General features: G+C 74.8%; 13 protein-coding genes and 2 pseudogenes. 10 read left to right on the top strand and 5 right to left on the bottom strand.

Going from position 1 to position 16,040, the window contains the following annotated elements; genetic code table 11:
* Positions 1-25: 25 nt before the first annotated feature.
* Complete coding sequence (locus tag ACMA1D_RS27105) at positions 26-1,165, top strand: ABC transporter substrate-binding protein (protein WP_414726626.1); 1,140 nt, start codon at positions 26-28, stop codon at positions 1,163-1,165.
* 151 nt (positions 1,166-1,316) lie between these two features.
* Here ACMA1D_RS27105 and ACMA1D_RS27100 read toward each other — a convergent pair whose 3' ends face one another.
* A complete protein-coding gene (locus ACMA1D_RS27100) occupies positions 1,317-1,688 on the bottom strand; it encodes a VOC family protein (RefSeq protein ID WP_414726625.1) in 372 nt (123 codons plus the stop codon).
* A 240-nt stretch (positions 1,689-1,928) separates the two neighbouring features.
* A complete protein-coding gene (locus ACMA1D_RS27095; RefSeq protein WP_414726653.1) occupies positions 1,929-3,326 on the bottom strand; it encodes an MFS transporter in 1,398 nt (465 codons plus the stop codon).
* Positions 3,327-3,580: 254 nt separating this feature from the next.
* On the opposite strand from ACMA1D_RS27095, the pseudogene ACMA1D_RS27090 reads away from it, so the two are divergent.
* The 6 genes and pseudogenes from ACMA1D_RS27090 to ACMA1D_RS27065 form a co-directional block, all read left to right on the top strand.
* A pseudogene (locus tag ACMA1D_RS27090) lies at positions 3,581-3,997 on the top strand (winged helix-turn-helix transcriptional regulator); the annotation flags it as partial.
* A gap of 140 nt (positions 3,998-4,137) precedes the next feature.
* Positions 4,138-5,691: an MFS transporter gene (locus ACMA1D_RS27085; RefSeq protein ID WP_414726624.1), complete on the top strand. Its 1,554-nt coding sequence runs from the start codon at positions 4,138-4,140 to the stop codon at positions 5,689-5,691.
* 80 nt (positions 5,692-5,771) lie between these two features.
* Complete coding sequence (locus tag ACMA1D_RS27080; RefSeq protein ID WP_414726623.1) at positions 5,772-6,653, top strand: class I SAM-dependent methyltransferase; 882 nt, start codon at positions 5,772-5,774, stop codon at positions 6,651-6,653.
* A gap of 181 nt (positions 6,654-6,834) precedes the next feature.
* A complete protein-coding gene (locus ACMA1D_RS27075; protein ID WP_414726622.1) occupies positions 6,835-7,137 on the top strand; it encodes a hypothetical protein in 303 nt (100 codons plus the stop codon).
* 546 nt (positions 7,138-7,683) lie between these two features.
* Complete coding sequence (locus ACMA1D_RS27070) at positions 7,684-8,604, top strand: RNA polymerase sigma-70 factor (protein ID WP_414726621.1); 921 nt, start codon at positions 7,684-7,686, stop codon at positions 8,602-8,604.
* 189 nt (positions 8,605-8,793) lie between these two features.
* Positions 8,794-8,907, top strand: a pseudogene (locus tag ACMA1D_RS27065) (AraC family transcriptional regulator); the annotation flags it as partial.
* Between the two features lie 76 nt (positions 8,908-8,983).
* On the opposite strand, the gene ACMA1D_RS27060 reads toward ACMA1D_RS27065, so the two are convergent.
* On the bottom strand, positions 8,984-9,877 hold the full coding sequence (locus ACMA1D_RS27060; RefSeq protein ID WP_414726620.1) for an SDR family NAD(P)-dependent oxidoreductase: 894 nt from the start codon (positions 9,875-9,877) through the stop codon (positions 8,984-8,986).
* Between the two features lie 91 nt (positions 9,878-9,968).
* The gene (locus ACMA1D_RS27055) at positions 9,969-10,808 is read right to left on the bottom strand and encodes a helix-turn-helix transcriptional regulator (RefSeq protein WP_414726619.1); all 840 of its coding nucleotides are present in this window, start codon (positions 10,806-10,808) and stop codon (positions 9,969-9,971) included.
* 334 nt (positions 10,809-11,142) lie between these two features.
* On the opposite strand from ACMA1D_RS27055, the gene ACMA1D_RS27050 reads away from it, so the two are divergent.
* Entirely contained in the window at positions 11,143-12,333 is a 1,191-nt protein-coding gene (locus ACMA1D_RS27050) for a methyltransferase domain-containing protein (protein ID WP_414726618.1), read from the top strand.
* A gap of 339 nt (positions 12,334-12,672) precedes the next feature.
* On the opposite strand, the gene ACMA1D_RS27045 is transcribed toward ACMA1D_RS27050, so the two are convergent.
* Entirely contained in the window at positions 12,673-13,677 is a 1,005-nt protein-coding gene (locus tag ACMA1D_RS27045) for a sigma factor (RefSeq protein WP_414726617.1), read from the bottom strand.
* A 115-nt stretch (positions 13,678-13,792) separates the two neighbouring features.
* Between ACMA1D_RS27045 and ACMA1D_RS27040 the strand changes: the two genes are divergently transcribed.
* Together ACMA1D_RS27040 and ACMA1D_RS27035 are read left to right on the top strand one after the other, a co-directional pair.
* Complete coding sequence (locus tag ACMA1D_RS27040) at positions 13,793-15,040, top strand: alkene reductase (protein WP_414726616.1); 1,248 nt, start codon at positions 13,793-13,795, stop codon at positions 15,038-15,040.
* Between the two features lie 408 nt (positions 15,041-15,448).
* The gene (locus ACMA1D_RS27035) at positions 15,449-16,036 is read left to right on the top strand and encodes a GNAT family N-acetyltransferase (protein WP_414726652.1); all 588 of its coding nucleotides are present in this window, start codon (positions 15,449-15,451) and stop codon (positions 16,034-16,036) included.
* Positions 16,037-16,040: the final 4 nt, after the last annotated feature.

Genomic DNA, 16,040 nt, shown 5'->3' with positions numbered 1-16,040 from the left:
GCGGGCGGGATGAGGGCGGGATGCGATGGACGCGTACGACCGGGATGCGGCGGGGGCTCAGCAGGGGGCGGAGCCGGAGTCGGGGCCGGTCGGGGAGGGGCCCGTACGGATCGGCGGGCTCGCCCCGTTGAGTCCGCCCGGTTGGATCGAGGCGGGGCGGCACCTCGTCGCCGGGCTCGAACTCGCCGTCGCCGAGGTCAACCGTGCGGGCGGGATCGGTGGGAGGCCGCTGGAGCTGGTGGTGCGGGACACCGCGGCCGACCCGCAGCGGGCCGTTGCGGCCGTGGACGAGTTGGCCGGGCTCGGGGTGGCCGCGCTGGTGGGCGAGTACCACAGCGTCGTCGCGCGCTCGGTCGCCGCCCGCGCCGATGCGCTGCGGCTGCCGTTCCTGTGCACGTCAGCGGTGCTCGACGCGCTCACCGAGCAGCCGACGGAGTGGGTCGCGCGGCTCGCGCCGCCGCAGTCCCGCGGCTGGCGCGTCTTCGCTGACTTCCTCGTCGACGCCGGCCACCGGCGCATCGCCGTGGTCGCCCAGCCCAGCGTCTACTGGGCGGCCGGCACCCGCATCCTCCGCGAGCACCTTGCCACGCGCGGCGGCACCCTGGTCGAACTCGACGCGGATGCGCTCGACCCCGCCGCGGTCTGCGACCGCCTCGCTGAGCAGCGGGTGACGGCCGCGTTGCTGCTGGTCGGGCTGCCCGCGCCGGCCGTGCCGATCGTACGGGCCGTCCGCCGCGACCCGCGCCTCGCCGAGGTGGTGCTCGGCGCGCCGGCCGGGCAGCCGGAGTTCGCCGAGTGGGCGGCGGCGCTCGGCGCTGACGGCGCCGCCGTACCGTTCCTGCGCTATCTGCCCGAGCAGCTCGGCCCGCTCGGCCTGCGGGTCGCGGCGGCTCTGCGCGAACGGCTGGCCGCCGCGCCCTCGTTCGTCGCGTACGAGGGGTACGACGCGATCCACGTGCTCGCGGAGGCGCTCCGCACGCACGGTACGGAGCGGGCCCAGGTCGCCGGGGCCTGGCCGCGGGTCGCCGTCGCCGGCACCCGGGGAACGGTCCGCTTCGCCCGCACCCCGGGCGGCAGCGTCTGGCAGTGGCCCGACGCGCCGATCCAACTCGCCGACCGCGATCCGGCGGGGCCCGAGGGGTTTCGGGTGCGGTATGTGGGTTGAGTGGTACGGGGGTTGAGCGGTACGGGGCCCGGTGGGGTGCCGGCCCTGCGGTGGACGCGGTCCCGGCGCGGCCGGGCCCGTGGTCCCGGGCGACTGCGGGGAGCCGCTGGTACGGCGGGCCGCCCGCGCGGCCGGTCGGTGCGGGGCGCCCTCACTCCAGGCAGATGCAGAACGGGTGGCCGGCCGGGTCGGTCAGGACGCGGGCGCGGGCCGGGTCGTGCGGCTGGTGGGCGGGCTTGCCCGCGCCAAGTCGGCGGAGCGCGGCTTCCGCCTCGTCCAGGTCGGGGACGTCGAAACAGATGTGGAGCTGTTGCGGCACGGTCTGGTCGGGCCAGCGCGGGGCACGGTAGTCGGTGACGCGCTGGAAGCCCATGAGGAGCCCGTCGGTGCGGGTCAGCCCGGCGAACTCGGCGTCGGACTTCGGGTGCGGCGCGAACCCGGTGGCCTCCTGGTAGAACGCGGCCAGCGCCAGCGGGTCGGGGCAGTCCAGCGTGATAGCAGCCAGCTTCATCCGTAGGGACATGCGCGCCTCCGGGGCGGTCGGGTGCGGGGAGGGGATGGGTGGGGTGGGGTGGGGTGGGCCCAGCCAGTGGGGTGGGGAGGGGCCGCGGTGCCGGTGGGGGGCCCAGCCTAGGCACCGGCTGCCCGTACCCCCACGGTCACCCTTCGACACGGTCGCCCCGCCACTTCCGTCACCGGGCCTGAGCCACCCCGCCCCCACCGCGGAGCGCGGCCCACCACCGGGCGGCGGCCTCCGTACGCCCTACGCCGCCGGCGTGGTCTGCCCTTCCCCGGGCGCCGAATCCCCTTGCTTACCCGGTGAGTTGACCGTACGCAGCGCCACCGCCGCGACCGCGAACGCGGCGATGACCAGGCAGGCGCCGACGCGGAAGGCGAGTTGGTAGCCGGCGGTGAGGGCGGCGGGTTCGGGCGTGCCGGCGGCCAGCAGGTCGTCCGTGCGGGAGATGGCCAGCGTGCTGAGGACGGCGAGGCCGAGGGCGCTGCCGACCTGCTGCACGGTGTTGAACATGCCCGACGCCAGGCCCGAATCGGCAGGCGTGGCGCCCGCCATGGCGAGCCCGGCGAGCGCGGGCATCGCCAGGCCGAAGCCGGCACCGAGCGGCAGCGTCGCGGGGAGTACGTGGCTGGCGTACGCCCCGCCCGGCGAGACCTGGCCGAGCAGGCCGAGGCCGACGGCGATCAGGGCGAGGCCGACGAGCAGCGCGGCCCGGGGCCCGTACCCGCCGATCAGGCGCGGGGCCAGGAACAGCGACATGCCGCCGATCAGTACGGCCACGGGCACGATGCCCAGGCCCGTACGGACCTCGTCGAAGCCGAGCACCTGCTGCATGTAGAGGACGGCGAAGAACTGGAAGCCGAACAGGCCGGAGATGAGCAGGACGTGCGTGCCGAGTGCGCCGGTGACGGTGCGGGAGCGGAACATCCGCGGCGGGAGCAGCGGGTCCGCCGCCCTGGCCTGGCGCAGGGCGAACGCCACCAGCAGGGCGAGGGCACCCGCGCCGAGGCCGAGCGTGCGGGCCGAGGTGGCGCCCCGTTGGGGCACCTCGACGATCGCGTACACGGCCAGCATCAGCGCCAGCGTGATCAGGGCGGCGCCCCAGGCGTCGGTGCTCCGGCCGCGGCCCGTACCTGACTCGGGGGCGATGCGGCGGACGGCCAGGGCGATGGCGGCTGCGCCGATCGGCACGTTGACGATGAAGATCCAGTGCCAGCCGACGGTCTGCGCCAGGACGCCGCCCAGCAGCAGGCCGAGCGCGCCGCCGGCGGACTGGACGAAGCTGTAGACGCCGATGGCCCTGGCGCGCTCGCGCGGTTCGGTGAACATCGTGACCACCATGGCCAGCGTGACCGACGAGGTCACGGCGCCGCCCGCGCCCTGGAGGAAGCGGGCGACGAGCAGCATCGGCGCGTTCTGCGCCAGGCCGCACAGCAGCGACGCCGCCGTGAAGACGGCGAGGCCGGTGACGAAGACGCGCTTGCGGCCGAAGAGGTCGCCGAGGCGTCCGGAGAGCAGCAACAGGCCGCCGAACGGCAGCAGATAGGCGTTGATCACCCAGCCCAGGCCCGCCGGCGAGAGGTCCAGGCTGCGTCGGATGGACGGCAGGGCCACGTTCACGATCGTGCCGTCCAGGATCACCATCAACTGGCCGGTGCAGAGGATGGCCAGGGCGAGCCAACGGGAGGTGGGGCTGGTGGGATTGGTCGGAGAGGTGGGTCCGGAGGGAGCGGTGGGAGTGGAAGGGGCGGTGGGGCTGGCGGGGCGTGAGTCGCGGGGCTTCGGGGAGGTCCGCGAGAAGATCTGCGGGGGCATGGAGCAGCAGCCTCTCTAAGGTGCGTCTTTGTTACTAGGCCCATCCTGTGTAACCATCGCAATCCGCGGAAGGAGGCACTTTTATGTCCCGTAGTCACACCGGTGTCACGACGGGGGAGACGGAGAAGGGCAGCCCGGCGTGTTCGGTGGTCGAGGTGCTCGACCGGGTCGCCGGCAAGTGGGCCATCGGCATCCTGATCGCCGCCGCGCACGGCCCGGTCCGCTTCAGCGAGTTGGAGCGCGGCATCACGGGCATCAGCCGCCGCATGCTCACCCTGAACCTGCGCAAGCTGGAGCGGGAGGGGCTGTTGGTGCGCACGGTGTACCCGACGGTGCCGCCCCGGGTCGAGTACGCCTGCACCGAGATGGCGCTCGAACTGAACGAGACGCTGCTCTCGCTGGTCGGCTGGGCCAAACGGCACAGCGAGGACATCGCCCGTGCCCACGCGGCGTACGACGCGGAGCGGGCGACGGCGGGGGAGGGCGCGCCGGGGGCAGCCGTGGCAGGGGCGGGCCCGGCGGGGGAGGTTGAGGTGCGGGAGGCCGCGCCGGGGGAGGCCGCGGTAGGCGGCGCGTACGCTCCGGCAGGCACCCCGTCCGCCCCGGCAGGTTCGTCGGTCGGCCGCGGCACACCTCCGCGGTGAAGGCGCGCGTCCGTTTCCTCGACACCCGTCCGCTCCGCGGTAGCCGGGCCTTCCGCGAGCTGTGGATCGGCACCTCGGCCTCCCAGATCGGCGCCCAACTCGCCACGGTGGCCGTCCTCGCCCAGGTCTGGGAGCTGACCGGGAGCCCGGTGGGCACCGGAGCGATCGGGCTCGCCACCGGGCTGCCGATGATCGTGTTCGGCCTGGTCGGCGGCGTGCTGGCGGATGCCGTCGACCGCCGTACGGTGGTACGGGCCACCACCTTCGGCCAACTCCTGGCCGCCTTCGCGCTCGCCGCGCAGGCGTTGGCCGGCAACCGCAGCGTGCTGCTGCTCCTCGTCCTGGTCGCCGCGGAGTCGGCCTGCGCCGCGCTCGGGGCGCCCGCCCGGCGCACCTTCCCGGTCCGGCTGCTGCCGGCGGACCAGGTGGCCGCCGGCCTCGCCCTCGCCAACGTGTCCTTCCAGGCCGCCATGTTGGCGGGTCCCGCGCTCGCCGGGGTGGTCATCGCGCAGTGGGGCCTGTCCGCCGCGTACGCCGTCCAGGCCGGGGCGGTCGTGGTCGCGCTGCTCGCGGTCTTCCGACTGCCGTCGATGCCGCCGGTGCGGCCCGCGGGTGGGGGCGCGGGCGCGGCTGTGGGTGGTGCGGCTGGTGCGGAGGCGCGTGCTGGTGCGGGCGGGGGAGAGGGTACGGGCCCCGAGGCCGCCGCGGGCGTAGACGTAAGCGCAGCCACAGCCGCAGCCACAACCACGAGCGAAGCCACAGCCACAGGCGCGGCGCGGCGGTGGCGTCCGGAGCGCGGTGGGTGGCGGGTGCTGTGGCGCCGTCCGGTGCTGTGGGGGTGCCTGGCCACGGATCTGGCGGCCACCTTGCTGGCCATGCCGATCGCGCTGTTCCCGCTGGTCAACGAGGAGCGGTTCGGTGGCAATCCGCGGACCCTCGGGCTCTTTCTGTCGGCCGTCGCGGTGGGTGGCATCGTGGCCGGGCTGCTCTCCGGCACGGTGACCCGCTGGCGCCGCAGCGGCCTGGTGCAACTGACCGCGGCCGGCGTCTGGGGCCTGGCCCTGGCCGGCTTCGGGCTCGCCGGGCCGCTGTGGCTGGCGCTCGGCCTGCTGGCCGTGGCCGGCGCGGCGGACACCGTCTCGGTGGTCACGCGCAGCACGGTGGTCCAGTTGGAGACGCCGGACGCCTACCGCGGTCGGGTCTCATCGGCCGAGCACGTGATCGGCGTCGCCGGCCCCCATCTCGGCAACTTCCGCGGCGGCGTGGTCGCTTCGGCGACCTCCGCGCCGTTCTCGCTGGTCACCGGCGGTCTGCTCGCGACCTTCGCGATAGCGGCGGTGGCCGCGGCCAATGCGCCCCTGCGCGGCTACCGGACACCGGCGGCGGCGCCGGACGAGGCGGCGACCGGGGCGGTTGGGGCGGTCGGGGCGACGGGGACGGCCGAGACGGTCGGGACGCAGCAGGTGGCTGGCGCGGCCGGGGCGGCTGGTGCGGGATCGGCCGATGGGGCGCCGCCCGCCCCCGATCCGTGCCCGACCGAGGCCACGTGAGGGGCCAAGCCCCGGGCCGCGTCCGGGGGCAGCCGGCAACGGCACATCAGAGCGGGAACGGGAACCAGCGGGAGGACGAGATGGACCTGGGCCGGGAGCCGGACCACGCGTCGCAGTGGGTGTGGGACGAGACGTTGTTCCTGGGGGCCGCGCCCTACTACCGGCGCGGGCGGCTGCCGTACGCGCCGGGGTTGGCCGCTGCGCTGCGTACCGCGTTGGGGCTCGACGGGCGGGGGCGGCTGCTCGACGTGGGGTGCGGGCCCGGCACCCTGGCCCTGGCACTGGCGGGGCACTTCGCCGAGACCGTCGGGGTCGATCCGGACGCCGGGATGCTCGCCGAGGCGGAACGCGCGGCGGCCGAGGACCCACCGGCGTCCCGGGTGCGCTGGGTGCGCGCCAGGGCCGAGGAACTGCCGGCCGGTCTGGGCCCGTTCGACGTGGCGGTGTTCGGCCAGTCCTTCCACTGGATGGAGCGTGATGCGGTCGCGGCGGACGTCCGGGCCAGGCTGCGGCCCGACGGAGTGCTGGTGCACGTGTCGGACCTGAAGGGCGAGCACCGTCCGGTGACCGGACTGCCGCACCCCGCGGTGCCGCGAGGTGCGATCGACGCGCTGATCAGACGCTATCTGGGTGCGGTGCGCCGGGCCGGCCGCGGGTCGCTGCCGCGGGGCACGCCGAGCGGTGAGGCGGCCGTCTTCCGGCGGGCGGGCTTCACCGGGCCGCGCCGCCTGATCGTGCCCGGCGGGCAGGGGTTGGAGCGTTCGTACGACGACGTCGTGGCGGGCGTGTTCGCGCTGTCGTCCTCCGCCCCGCACCTGTTCGGCGCGCGGTGCGCCGAGTTCGAGGCGGAGTTGCGGCGCCTCCTTGGCGGGGCCGCGCCGGCTGGACTCTTCTCCGAACGGCAGCCGAGCACCGAGGTGTTCATCTGGGAGAACGGCGCGGCCGGGCCGGAGGGCGGCTGAGCCGCGCGCGCCGCGTACCGCACCGGCCGGCCGCGCGCCACACGATCCGCGTCCCTCGTCGCCGACCCGCGGACGGTGACGGAATAAGCCATTCCGTAAGATCTTCCGGTCCGGTGCCGGGCGATCCGTTCGCGCCGCCCGCGCCGGGCGTACCTGCACCAACGGAAACGGGAGAGAACACATGAAGCGCGTCATACGCGCCCTGGGCGCCGCGTCCGCCACCGCGGTCCTCGCCGGTGGACTGCTGGTCGCCGCGCCGAACTCGGCCAGCGCCAACGACTACGGCTACACCTGCAAGAACTGGAAGGTCGGCAGCTCTAGCTGGTCCGCCGACTGCCATGTGACGCGCGGCAAGGCCCGTACGACGACCGACTGTTCCAACAAGACGCACTACGGCGACTGGGTCGGCAAGGGCTACTGGAAGTTCGAGGGCAAGTGCGGCAAGTACGCGCTGCGGGCGCACTCCGTGGAGTGGAAGAAGTAGTCAGCCCCTTGCATTTCATTGCATTGCATTCCCTTGCCACGTAAGGCAATGCAATGCAATTCAACAATGCATTGCGTCGCACCGCACCGGCCCGTGGTCCTGGAGACCGCGGGCCGGTGGCGCGCGTGGGGCGGGGCCGGGGCGAGCGGGAGGCGGGCCCCGGCACGGCCCCGGCTGGCCTGATGTCACAGCCCGGCCGGCTGGTTCGTCTGAAGATGGAGAGCCGAACCATGCAGGGTGGAGCGTGCGGCGCGGAGGCGGGAGGACGAGGGGCATGCGGGTGTGCGTGACGGTCGGGGGTACGGGGCGGGCGGCCCCACCACCGGAGCCGGGCCGGCCGGGCCACCAGCGGGACCGGCACGACCACGGGAACCAACGGCAGCACCACGGCCCGGCCCGGAACCAGCACCGGGCCCGCCCCGAGCCCGGAATGCGGGCGGGAACCCGGACCGGAATCCAGCCCTGGCCCCGGCCGCAGGCCGACCCCGATCCTCGGCCGCAGGCCGAGCCCCGACACACCGAACCCCCTCGCCGGGAGGCGGCCGTATGACGCGGGTGGAGGAGTTCGAGGAACTGCGGCCGATGCTGTTCGCCATCGCCTACCGCATCCTGGGCAGCGTCAGCGAGGCGGAGGACGCGGTCCAGGAGACCTGGTTGCGCTTCGCGGACTCCGCGACCGAGCCGACGTCGACCCGTTCCTACCTGGCCACCGTGGTCACCCGGATCTCGATCGACGTGCTGCGCTCGGCCCGGGTGCGGCGCGAGTCGTACGTGGGCCAGTGGCTGCCGGAGCCGCTGCTGACCGACCCGTACGAGGACCCGGAGCGCTCGGCCGAACTGGCCGACTCGGTGTCGATGGCGGCGCTGTTGCTGCTGGAGCGGCTGAGCCCGCCGGAGCGGGCGGTGTTCGTGTTGCGGGAGGTCTTCGGGTTCGGGTTCGCCGACGTGGCGACGGCCGTTGGCAAGTCGCCCGCGGCGTGCCGACAGCTCGCGGTGCGGGCCCGGCGCCACATGGAGGAGGGCCGGCCCCGGTTCGCGGCGGACCGCCGGGAGTGGGAGGAGCTGGCGGATCGCTTCTTCGACGCGTTCCGGGAGGGCGATCTCGACGGACTGCGCGAACTCCTCGCCGCCGACGTGCAGATGTTCGGCGACGGCGGCGGCAAGGCACCGCAGTGGCGGCCGATCCACGGCGCCGAGCGGGTGGCCCGTACGCTCACGGCGCTCATGAAGCTGTTCACGCAGATGGGGTGCGTGGTCGAGCCGCACCAGGTGAACGGCGAGCCGGGCGCGATCTTCCGGGACCGCACCGGCCTGGTCATCAACATCCTGGCGATCGACATCGGCGACGGCCGCGTCCAGGCCATCCGCTCGGTGATCAACCCGGACAAGCTGCACCACGTGGGTCCGGTGGCCGATGCGTGGGCCATCGCCCGGGAGGCCAACCGCATCCGCCGCTCGACGGGTTGAGCCAGGCCCTCGCCCCGGCGCCGCGCCCGTACCCCGGCCGTGCTGCCCGTCTCGTACGCCGCACGCCCGGCCGTAGCGGCGCGGGCCGCGGGCCGGGCCGCCGCCGCGTACGGGGGCGTCGGGGTCGTCAGCCCTCCGGGTAGAAGAGGAAGAGCCGGCAGCCATCGGTGGTCTGCGGGACGTGGGGCCGTCGCCCACCGCGCGGGCCTCTCGTCGGCCACCAACCTCCGCCGCCGCTTCCGCACGGCGCTCGACACGACGCCGGGCGCGTACCGCAGGGCGTTCCGGTCGGCGGCGGGGTGAGCGGCGCCGCCGACACCCCGCCCGCCGCTCGCGCCAGCCGGCCCCGGCCCCGGCCCCGGCCCCGGCCCCACCGCGCCTACCAGGTCGTTCCCGGCACCGCCGCCACCAGCCCGCCGTCGATGATCAGGTCCTGGCCGGTGATGTACGACGCCTCGTCGGAGGCGAGGAAGGCCACGGCGCCGGCGACGTCGTCGGCGGTGCCGATCCGTCCGACGACGATGTCGGCGACCACGTCGGCGTGCGCCTCGGGGGTGACGGCGGCGTGGAACATCGCGGTCTCGATGTAGCCCGGGCTGACCGAGTTGACCCGGATGCCGCGCGGCCCGAGCTCCGCTGCGAGGGTGTGCGCCAGGTTGTGCACGGCGGCCTTGCTGGCCGAGTACAGCGCGCCGGCGGGCAGCCCGCGCTGCACCGTCCACGAGGCGTTGATCACGATCGCGGCCCCGTCCGCGAGCAGCGGGCGCACCTTGCCGAGGGTGAAGAAGACGCCCTTCACGTTGATGTCCATGACCCGGTCGTACTCGGCCTCGGTGACCTCGTCGGTCGGCTGGAAGGAGGCGACGCCGGCGTTGGCGAAGACGACGTCGAGCCGGCCGAACCGGGTACGGACCGCCTCCGTCAGCGCGTCGAGGTCCGGCAGGTGGGCGACATCGCCCCGGACCGCGAACGCCCGCTCGGCACCGCCGAGCTCCGCCACCGCGGCCTCCAGCCGCCCCGCGTCCCGCCCGGTGATCACCACCGAGGCCCCCTCGGCCACCAGCCGCCGCGCCGCAGCCAGCCCCATCCCGCTGCTCCCCCCGGTGACCAGCGCGACCTTCCCGGTGAACCGCGCCCCCGAAACGGGCCCGGCCTCCCGCGTGCGCTGGCCGCCGGGCGCGCTCCGTACGCGCTGCGTGTGCTGCGTGTTCTGGGTGCTGTGCGTGGTCTGCATGGTCTGTGCGGTCTGCGTGTTCTGTGCGTGCTCTGCCATGCGGCGAGCGTGCCAAGGCCGCGTACGGGGAAACAGTGCGCAGCTATCCAGGGTCTGCCACCACCACCTTCAGCGCCTTCGGGCACTGCCTTCAGGAAATGCCCAGGTCACGGGTGAGGCGGGCGTACGTGTCGGTGCCCGGGCGCGGGTTGTAGAGGACCAGGTGCCACTGCGGCCTGTCGGTCACGGTGAGCGTCGTGGTGTCGAACAGCAGCTCACCGGCGTCCGGATGGTGCACGGCCTTCCTGGCGGGCCGGTGGGTGCCCACCTCGTGGCGCTCCCACAGCGCGACGAACTCCGGGCTCACCGCACTGAGGTCGGCCACGATCCGGGCGAACTCCGGGTCGTCCGGGAAGTGCGCCGCGTCGGCCCGGAAGTCGGCCACCACGGCCGGCGCGATCTGCGCCCACTCGGCCTCGTGGGCGCGGTAACGGGCGCTGGTGAAGAAGGTGACCAGACAGTTGTGGTCGCCCTCGGTGAAGCCGAGCAGCGCATCGGCGGCGGCGTTGCGGGCGATGATGTGCCAGTGCCGGTCCTGCAACATCGCCGGCCGTGGCGACCAGGCGTCCAGCACGTCCCGCAACTGCGCCGGCACGTCCGCCGCGCGCGGCCCGCGCGCGGGCGGCGGGTTGAGCCCGGCCAGCAGGTACAGGTGGGCCCGCTCCGGCTCGGTCAGCCGCAGCGCACCGCCGATCGCGTCCAGCACCTCCGCCGACACGTTGATGCTGCGCCCCTGTTCGAGCCAGGTGTACCAGGAGACCCCCACCCCGGCGAGCACGGCCACCTCCTCCCGCCGCAACCCCGGGGTCCGCCGCTTCCCCACCGCGGCCATCCCCACCTCACCGGGCGTGAGCCGCGCCCGCCGCGTCCGCAGAAAGGCACTCAACTGCTCACGCCGCATCCGCGCGTCCGTCCGGGGGTGGCTGGCCATACGCCATGGTAGGCACGGGGGTGGGTGGGGGCGGCTGGCCGCCGGGCAGGGTCGAGAAACCCTTAACGCCTAGCGAGATTGAGAAACCCTCAACTACCAACGGTGCAGCCTTAGTTGGATGAGCAGAAGGTGGGGACCGCGCACGCGGACATGCGTGTATAACGGTCGGTGACTCCGTGGATACCTAGCGAGAGGGACCCTCGTGACGCGTACCGCGCACCAGGACGGCGGCAAGGGCGACAAGCTCCCAGGGCAGCCGTACCCGGGGCCGCATCAGCCGCCGTCCCCGGACGGCGGTCCGGGCGTTCCCAACCCGCCCAAGGCCGGCTGACGCATGACGGTCGACCCGCAGCGAAGTAGCCCTGGCCGCGTGGAGTTAGCTCGCGCGCTGGGGGCGGCGGGGCTGCTGCCGGACGAATGGGCGGCGGCGTTCCGGGACGTGCCGCGTGCGGCCTTCCTGCCCGAGCTGATGTGGCCGTTCGACATGGACGCCGGCCGGAGCGTCGCGGTCAGCGCGGTGGCGGAGCCGGCGGAGTGGGCGCGGTACGCGGCTGCCGACGTGCCGATCGTCACGCAGTGGGACGACGGCCAACACTCGGGGGCCGCGCCGGGGGCGGTCTCCAGCAGCTCCGCTTCCATGCCGAGCGTGGTCTTCGGCATGTTGCGTGACCTGGACGTACGGCCGGGACACCGGGTGTTGGAGATCGGCACGGGCACCGGCTGGAACGCGGCGCTGCTGGCCCACCGGGTGGGGCCGCAGAACGTCGTCACGGTGGAGGTGGACGAGGCCGTGGCGGCGACGGCGCGCGCGGCCCTGGAGCGCTTCGGCGCGCCCGTCCGCGTCGTGCGCCGGGACGGCGTCGAAGGATGCGCGGAGGGGGCTCCGTACGACCGGACCATCGCCACCTGTGGCCTGCGGTCCGTGCCCTTCGCCTGGGTGCGGCAGAGCCGGCCCGGCGGGGTGATCGTCGCGCCCTGGGGGACCCACTTCGGCAACGGGGACGCGGTGGCCAGGCTGGTCGTCGCCGCTGACGGGCGGAGCGCGTCCGGGGCGTTCACCGGCCCGGTGGAGTTCATGAAGCTGCGGGCGCAGCGCCTGCCGCCCGTACTGCACCGCGCGTACGTGCCGCACGGCGTGGCCGACGGCGACGAGTCGTCCAGCGCCGTCACCGAGGAGCAGTTCGTGTCGGGCCGGTTCAGTCCCCAGCAGTTCGCGCTGGGGCTCCAGGTGCGCGACTGCTGCCACGTCGTCGCCGCGAAGGAGGGCGGGGCGCGGCCGGTCTGGTTCTACGGCCTCGGTGACCGCTCGTGGGCGTGTGCGCAGTTCCGCGACGGGGCGCGGACGCGCGTGTGGCAGCAGGGCCCCCGGCGGCTGTGGGACGAGACGGAAGCCGCCCTGGGCTGGTGGGAGGGGCAGGGGCGCCCCGGGTTCGAACGCTTCGGCCTGACCGTGGACGCGGAGGGCGAGCGGGTGTGGTGGGGGACGCCAGATCGGCCCGTTCCGGATCAGCGGGCACGGACCTGATCGGCGGGTACGCGCCGTGCCGTGCCGGGCCGCGTCGCGCGGATGGCGTGTTGGGGCAGGGGGCGGGGTGGGTACCGGCGCGGGCGGGGCGCTCCCCACGCCCCGTCCACGCCTGCTTCCGGTACCCGACCCCGCACCCCCGCCCCGTTCCCCCGGCAGCAGCCCGCCGCCCGACAGCCCCCTACGGCCTCCCCGGCCCGTGTCCTGCCGGTGCGGCGGACTGTCTGTGGCCCGGCCCGCTGCCAGGACGGTACGGGCAACCGATGGGGACGGGTCCCGTCCGGCAGTCAACACCCGTTGCAGCAAGGCGGGTTGGGGGCTGCGGCCGGGCCCGTGCCGTCAGTACTCCAGCACCGCCAGGTCGAGCGCGTGGAGCCGGGCCGGGTCGGCGACCACGTCGTACGCCGTGATCTCGTCGCCGTGGACGGTGAAGGTGATGGCCAGCCACAGCCGGCCGCGCGGGGCCACCACGACGCCCACGGTGCCGTTGATCAGGGCCAGTTCGGCCAGGTGCGCGCGGCGGCCGAAGACCAGGGTGTTTTCGGCCACGGCCTGGGCGCCGCGCAGTTCGGTGCGGGAGCCGGGCGGCAGGGCGGCGGGGTCGGCGTGGCGGACGACGTCGGGGGCGAGCACGGCGAGCAGCCCGGCCAGGTCGCCGCTGCGGGCCGCGGCGAGGAAGGCGGCCACGACGGCGCGGTGCCTGGCGAGTTCGGCCGCGGGGGCCGCGGGCGTGCCGCGCACCTTGTGGCGGGCCCGGCTGGCGAGCTTCTTCGCGGCCCCCGGCGTACGGTCAAGCAGCGGCGCGAGCTGCTGGAACGGCACGCCGAACAGGTCGTGCAGCACGAAGGCGACCCGCTCGGCCGGGCCGAGCGTGTCCAGCACCACGAGGAGCGCCCGGCCCACCGAGTCGACGAGCAACGCCTCCTGCTCGGGGTCGGCGGCGGTCGGCCGGGAGGCGCGGCCGGGGCCGGCCGCTGCGGTGGCGGGCTCCAGCCGGTCCGGCAGCCGCTCACCGATCAGGTCCTCGCGCCGTGCGGTCCTGGCGCGCAACATGTCGAGGCAGATCCGCGAGACGACCGTGGTCAGCCAGCCGGCCAGGTTGTCGATCGCCCCGCCCGTCTCGGCCGTACGGGCCGCCTCGGCCGCGCCCCGTGCCTCGTCGCCCCCGCCCCCGTCCGCGCCCCGTGTCTCGTCGCCCCCGTCCGCGCTGCGGCTCAGCCGTAGCCACGTCTCCTGGACGGCGTCCTCCGCGTCGCTGGCCGAGCCGAGGATGCGGTAGGCGATCGCCCGCAGCCGGCCGCGGTGTGGCTCGAACCGCTCCGCCAGCCGCTCCTGCTCGCGCATCGGTCACCTTTCGTCGTCGGGCCCCGTCGTCTGGATGACGTACGAATCGGGGCCGATGTGACCCGAGCCTGCCGCAGGTTCGCCCGCCCGGCCCGCTGACGAGGGGAGACACACCGTGCGTACCGTTCCTTCGACCACCGATGACCGGCCGGTGACCGACAGCGCCGGGCCGCGACCGCCCGTCCGGGCCGTCCAGCCTGCCGCATCCGCCCCGGCAGCCCCGCCCGTGCTCAACCAGCCGCTGTTGCGGCCCGCGGTCTTCGGGGACCTCGCACTGCACAACCGGGTGGTGATGGCGCCGATGACCCGGGCCAGGGCGGCCAATCCGGGCCTCGAACCGACCGCGATGCACGTCGCGTACTACGCCCAGCGCGCCAGCGCCGGCCTGATCATCACCGAGGGCACCTGGGTCAGCGAGGAGGCGATCGGCTTCGTCCACGTACCCGGCATCCACCGGGAGCAGCAGGTGGCTGCCTGGCGGCAGGTGACCGACGCGGTGCACGCGCTCGGTGGGTGCATCGTCCTCCAGCTCTGGCACACGGGCGCCTGTTCGCACCCCGACCACCACGGGGGTGCGCGGCCCCTGGGCCCGTCGGCGGTCGATCCGCGGCTGCGGTCCTTCACGGCCGAGGGGTTCAAGGAGACCGTCACGCCGCGGGCGATGACGGCCGCGGACCTCGCGAGGACGGTCGCCGACTTCGGCGCCGCCGCGGAGCGGGCCCGGCGCGCCGGCTTCGACGGGGTGGAGATCGGGGGCGTGGGCACCATGCTGTTCGCGCAGTTCCTCAACCCGCGCTTGAACCACCGAAGTGACGCGTACGGGGGTGACGCGGCCGGTCGGCGGCGGCTGTTGCTCGACGTCGTCGACGCGGTCGCCGCCTCGTGGGGCACCCAGCGCGTCGGCGTGCGGCTCTCGCCGTACTGGCACGACGGGGACAGGTTCATCGCGGACGAACCGCTGTTGTCCGACTACGACGCGCTCGTGGCGGAGCTCAGCGTTCGCGGCCTGGCCTACCTCCACCTGCGCGGCCCCGACCTCGCGCCCCCGGGTGCGCCCGTGGACCAGACGCCGGGCGCGCCGACGCCCGACCCGGCCGCGTTCGCCCGCTACCGCCGCCGCTTCGACGGCCCGCTCATCGTCAACAACGGCTTCGACCAGGCGTCGGGCAACGCCGCCATCGCCGAGGGAACGGCCGACGCGGTCTCCTACGCCCGCCACTTCGTCGCCAACCCCGATCTGGTCACCCGCTTCGCCCTGGGCCGCGCGCTGTCGCCGGGCGACGTACGGACCTTCTACGGCGGGGGCGCGGAGGGGTACGTGGACTACGCCCCCAGCGGGTGGGAGGAGGGGCGGGAGGAGTGAGTGGGGTGAGCGGGGTGAGCGGGGTGAGCGGGGGGTGGGGCGAGGAGGCGGGTGGGGTGAGTGGGGTGGGTGGCGAGTGGCGAGTGGCGAGTGGGGAGAGGGGGCCCGTCGCGGCTTCCCTGGCACCGCCTCCGCTTCCCCGGTGCCCTTCCCGGCACCTCTCCCGGGTCGCCTCTCGGAACCGGCTCCGCGCCGCCTCCCGGCCACGCGTCCGCGGCACCTCCCGGAACCGCCTCCGCGTCACCCCCGTCGCTTGCGCCTCCTCCGTATGCTTCGTTCATGGCTGAACCACTGTCTTCGCCCGCCCCCCAGCGCGTCTCCGAGACCGCGACCGAGACCACGACCGGGACCGCGACGGAGGACGAGGCGGAAGGCGGGCCGGGCGCCGGTGCCGGCGGGGGCGTCGGCATGGGGGCCGGGCCCGTGGACGTGGTGGACGGGATCGCGTTGCACCTGCTGCGGTGGCCGGACCACGCGGCGGCCCTGTTCGACTTCGAGCGGTCCAACCGGGCGTACTTCGCCGCCTCGATACCCGACCGCGGCGACGACTACTTCACCGACTTCGAAGGCCGCCACCGGCTGCTCCTCGCCGAACAGGAGGCCGGCATCTGCTACTTCCACCTGCTGCTGACGGCCAGCGGCGCGGTGGCCGGGCGGATGAACCTGGTGGACCTCGCCGACGGCGAGGCCGAACTCGGCTACCGCATCGCCGCCAGCGCCGCCGGCCGCGGCCTGGCCACCGCCGCCGTCCGCCGCACCTGCGCCCTCGCGGCCACCAGGTACGGGCTGACCAGGCTGAACGCCAGGACCACGCTGGACAACGCGGGTTCGCGCAGGGTGCTGGAGCGCACCGGGTTCGAGGTCGTCGGCGAGATCTCGCTGAGCGGGAAGCCGGGGCTGAGCTACGTGCGGGAACTGGGCCGGGGCATCGGTGAAACCGCCCCGGGCGGCCCGGCCCCCGCTGGGCCCGGCCAAGCGCCGGCGCGCAACGGCTAGCTGT

It is taken from the genome of Streptomyces sp. 796.1 (assembly GCF_047525675.1).
In the GTDB taxonomy this organism is placed as follows: domain Bacteria; phylum Actinomycetota; class Actinomycetes; order Streptomycetales; family Streptomycetaceae; genus Streptomyces.
Note: the sequence above shows the minus strand (reverse complement) of the source record. Positions and strands in the feature narration are given on the sequence as shown.

What these genes read in the sequence shown, in the direction of transcription:
- ACMA1D_RS27105 (WP_414726626.1), top strand. Translation starts at nt 26, where the DNA reads ATGGACGCGTACGACCGGGATGCGGCGGGGGCTCAGCAGGGGGCGGAG.
- ACMA1D_RS27100 (WP_414726625.1), bottom strand. Translation starts at nt 1,688, where the DNA reads ATGTCCCTACGGATGAAGCTGGCTGCTATCACGCTGGACTGCCCCGAC.
- ACMA1D_RS27095 (WP_414726653.1), bottom strand. Translation starts at nt 3,326, where the DNA reads ATGGTGATCCTGGACGGCACGATCGTGAACGTGGCCCTGCCGTCCATC.
- ACMA1D_RS27080 (WP_414726623.1), top strand. Translation starts at nt 5,772, where the DNA reads ATGGACCTGGGCCGGGAGCCGGACCACGCGTCGCAGTGGGTGTGGGAC.
- ACMA1D_RS27075 (WP_414726622.1), top strand. Translation starts at nt 6,835, where the DNA reads ATGAAGCGCGTCATACGCGCCCTGGGCGCCGCGTCCGCCACCGCGGTC.
- ACMA1D_RS27070 (WP_414726621.1), top strand. Translation starts at nt 7,684, where the DNA reads ATGACGCGGGTGGAGGAGTTCGAGGAACTGCGGCCGATGCTGTTCGCC.
- ACMA1D_RS27060 (WP_414726620.1), bottom strand. Translation starts at nt 9,877, where the DNA reads ATGGCAGAGCACGCACAGAACACGCAGACCGCACAGACCATGCAGACC.
- ACMA1D_RS27055 (WP_414726619.1), bottom strand. Translation starts at nt 10,808, where the DNA reads ATGGCCAGCCACCCCCGGACGGACGCGCGGATGCGGCGTGAGCAGTTG.
- ACMA1D_RS27050 (WP_414726618.1), top strand. Translation starts at nt 11,143, where the DNA reads ATGACGGTCGACCCGCAGCGAAGTAGCCCTGGCCGCGTGGAGTTAGCT.
- ACMA1D_RS27045 (WP_414726617.1), bottom strand. Translation starts at nt 13,677, where the DNA reads ATGCGCGAGCAGGAGCGGCTGGCGGAGCGGTTCGAGCCACACCGCGGC.
- ACMA1D_RS27035 (WP_414726652.1), top strand. Translation starts at nt 15,449, where the DNA reads ATGGGGGCCGGGCCCGTGGACGTGGTGGACGGGATCGCGTTGCACCTG.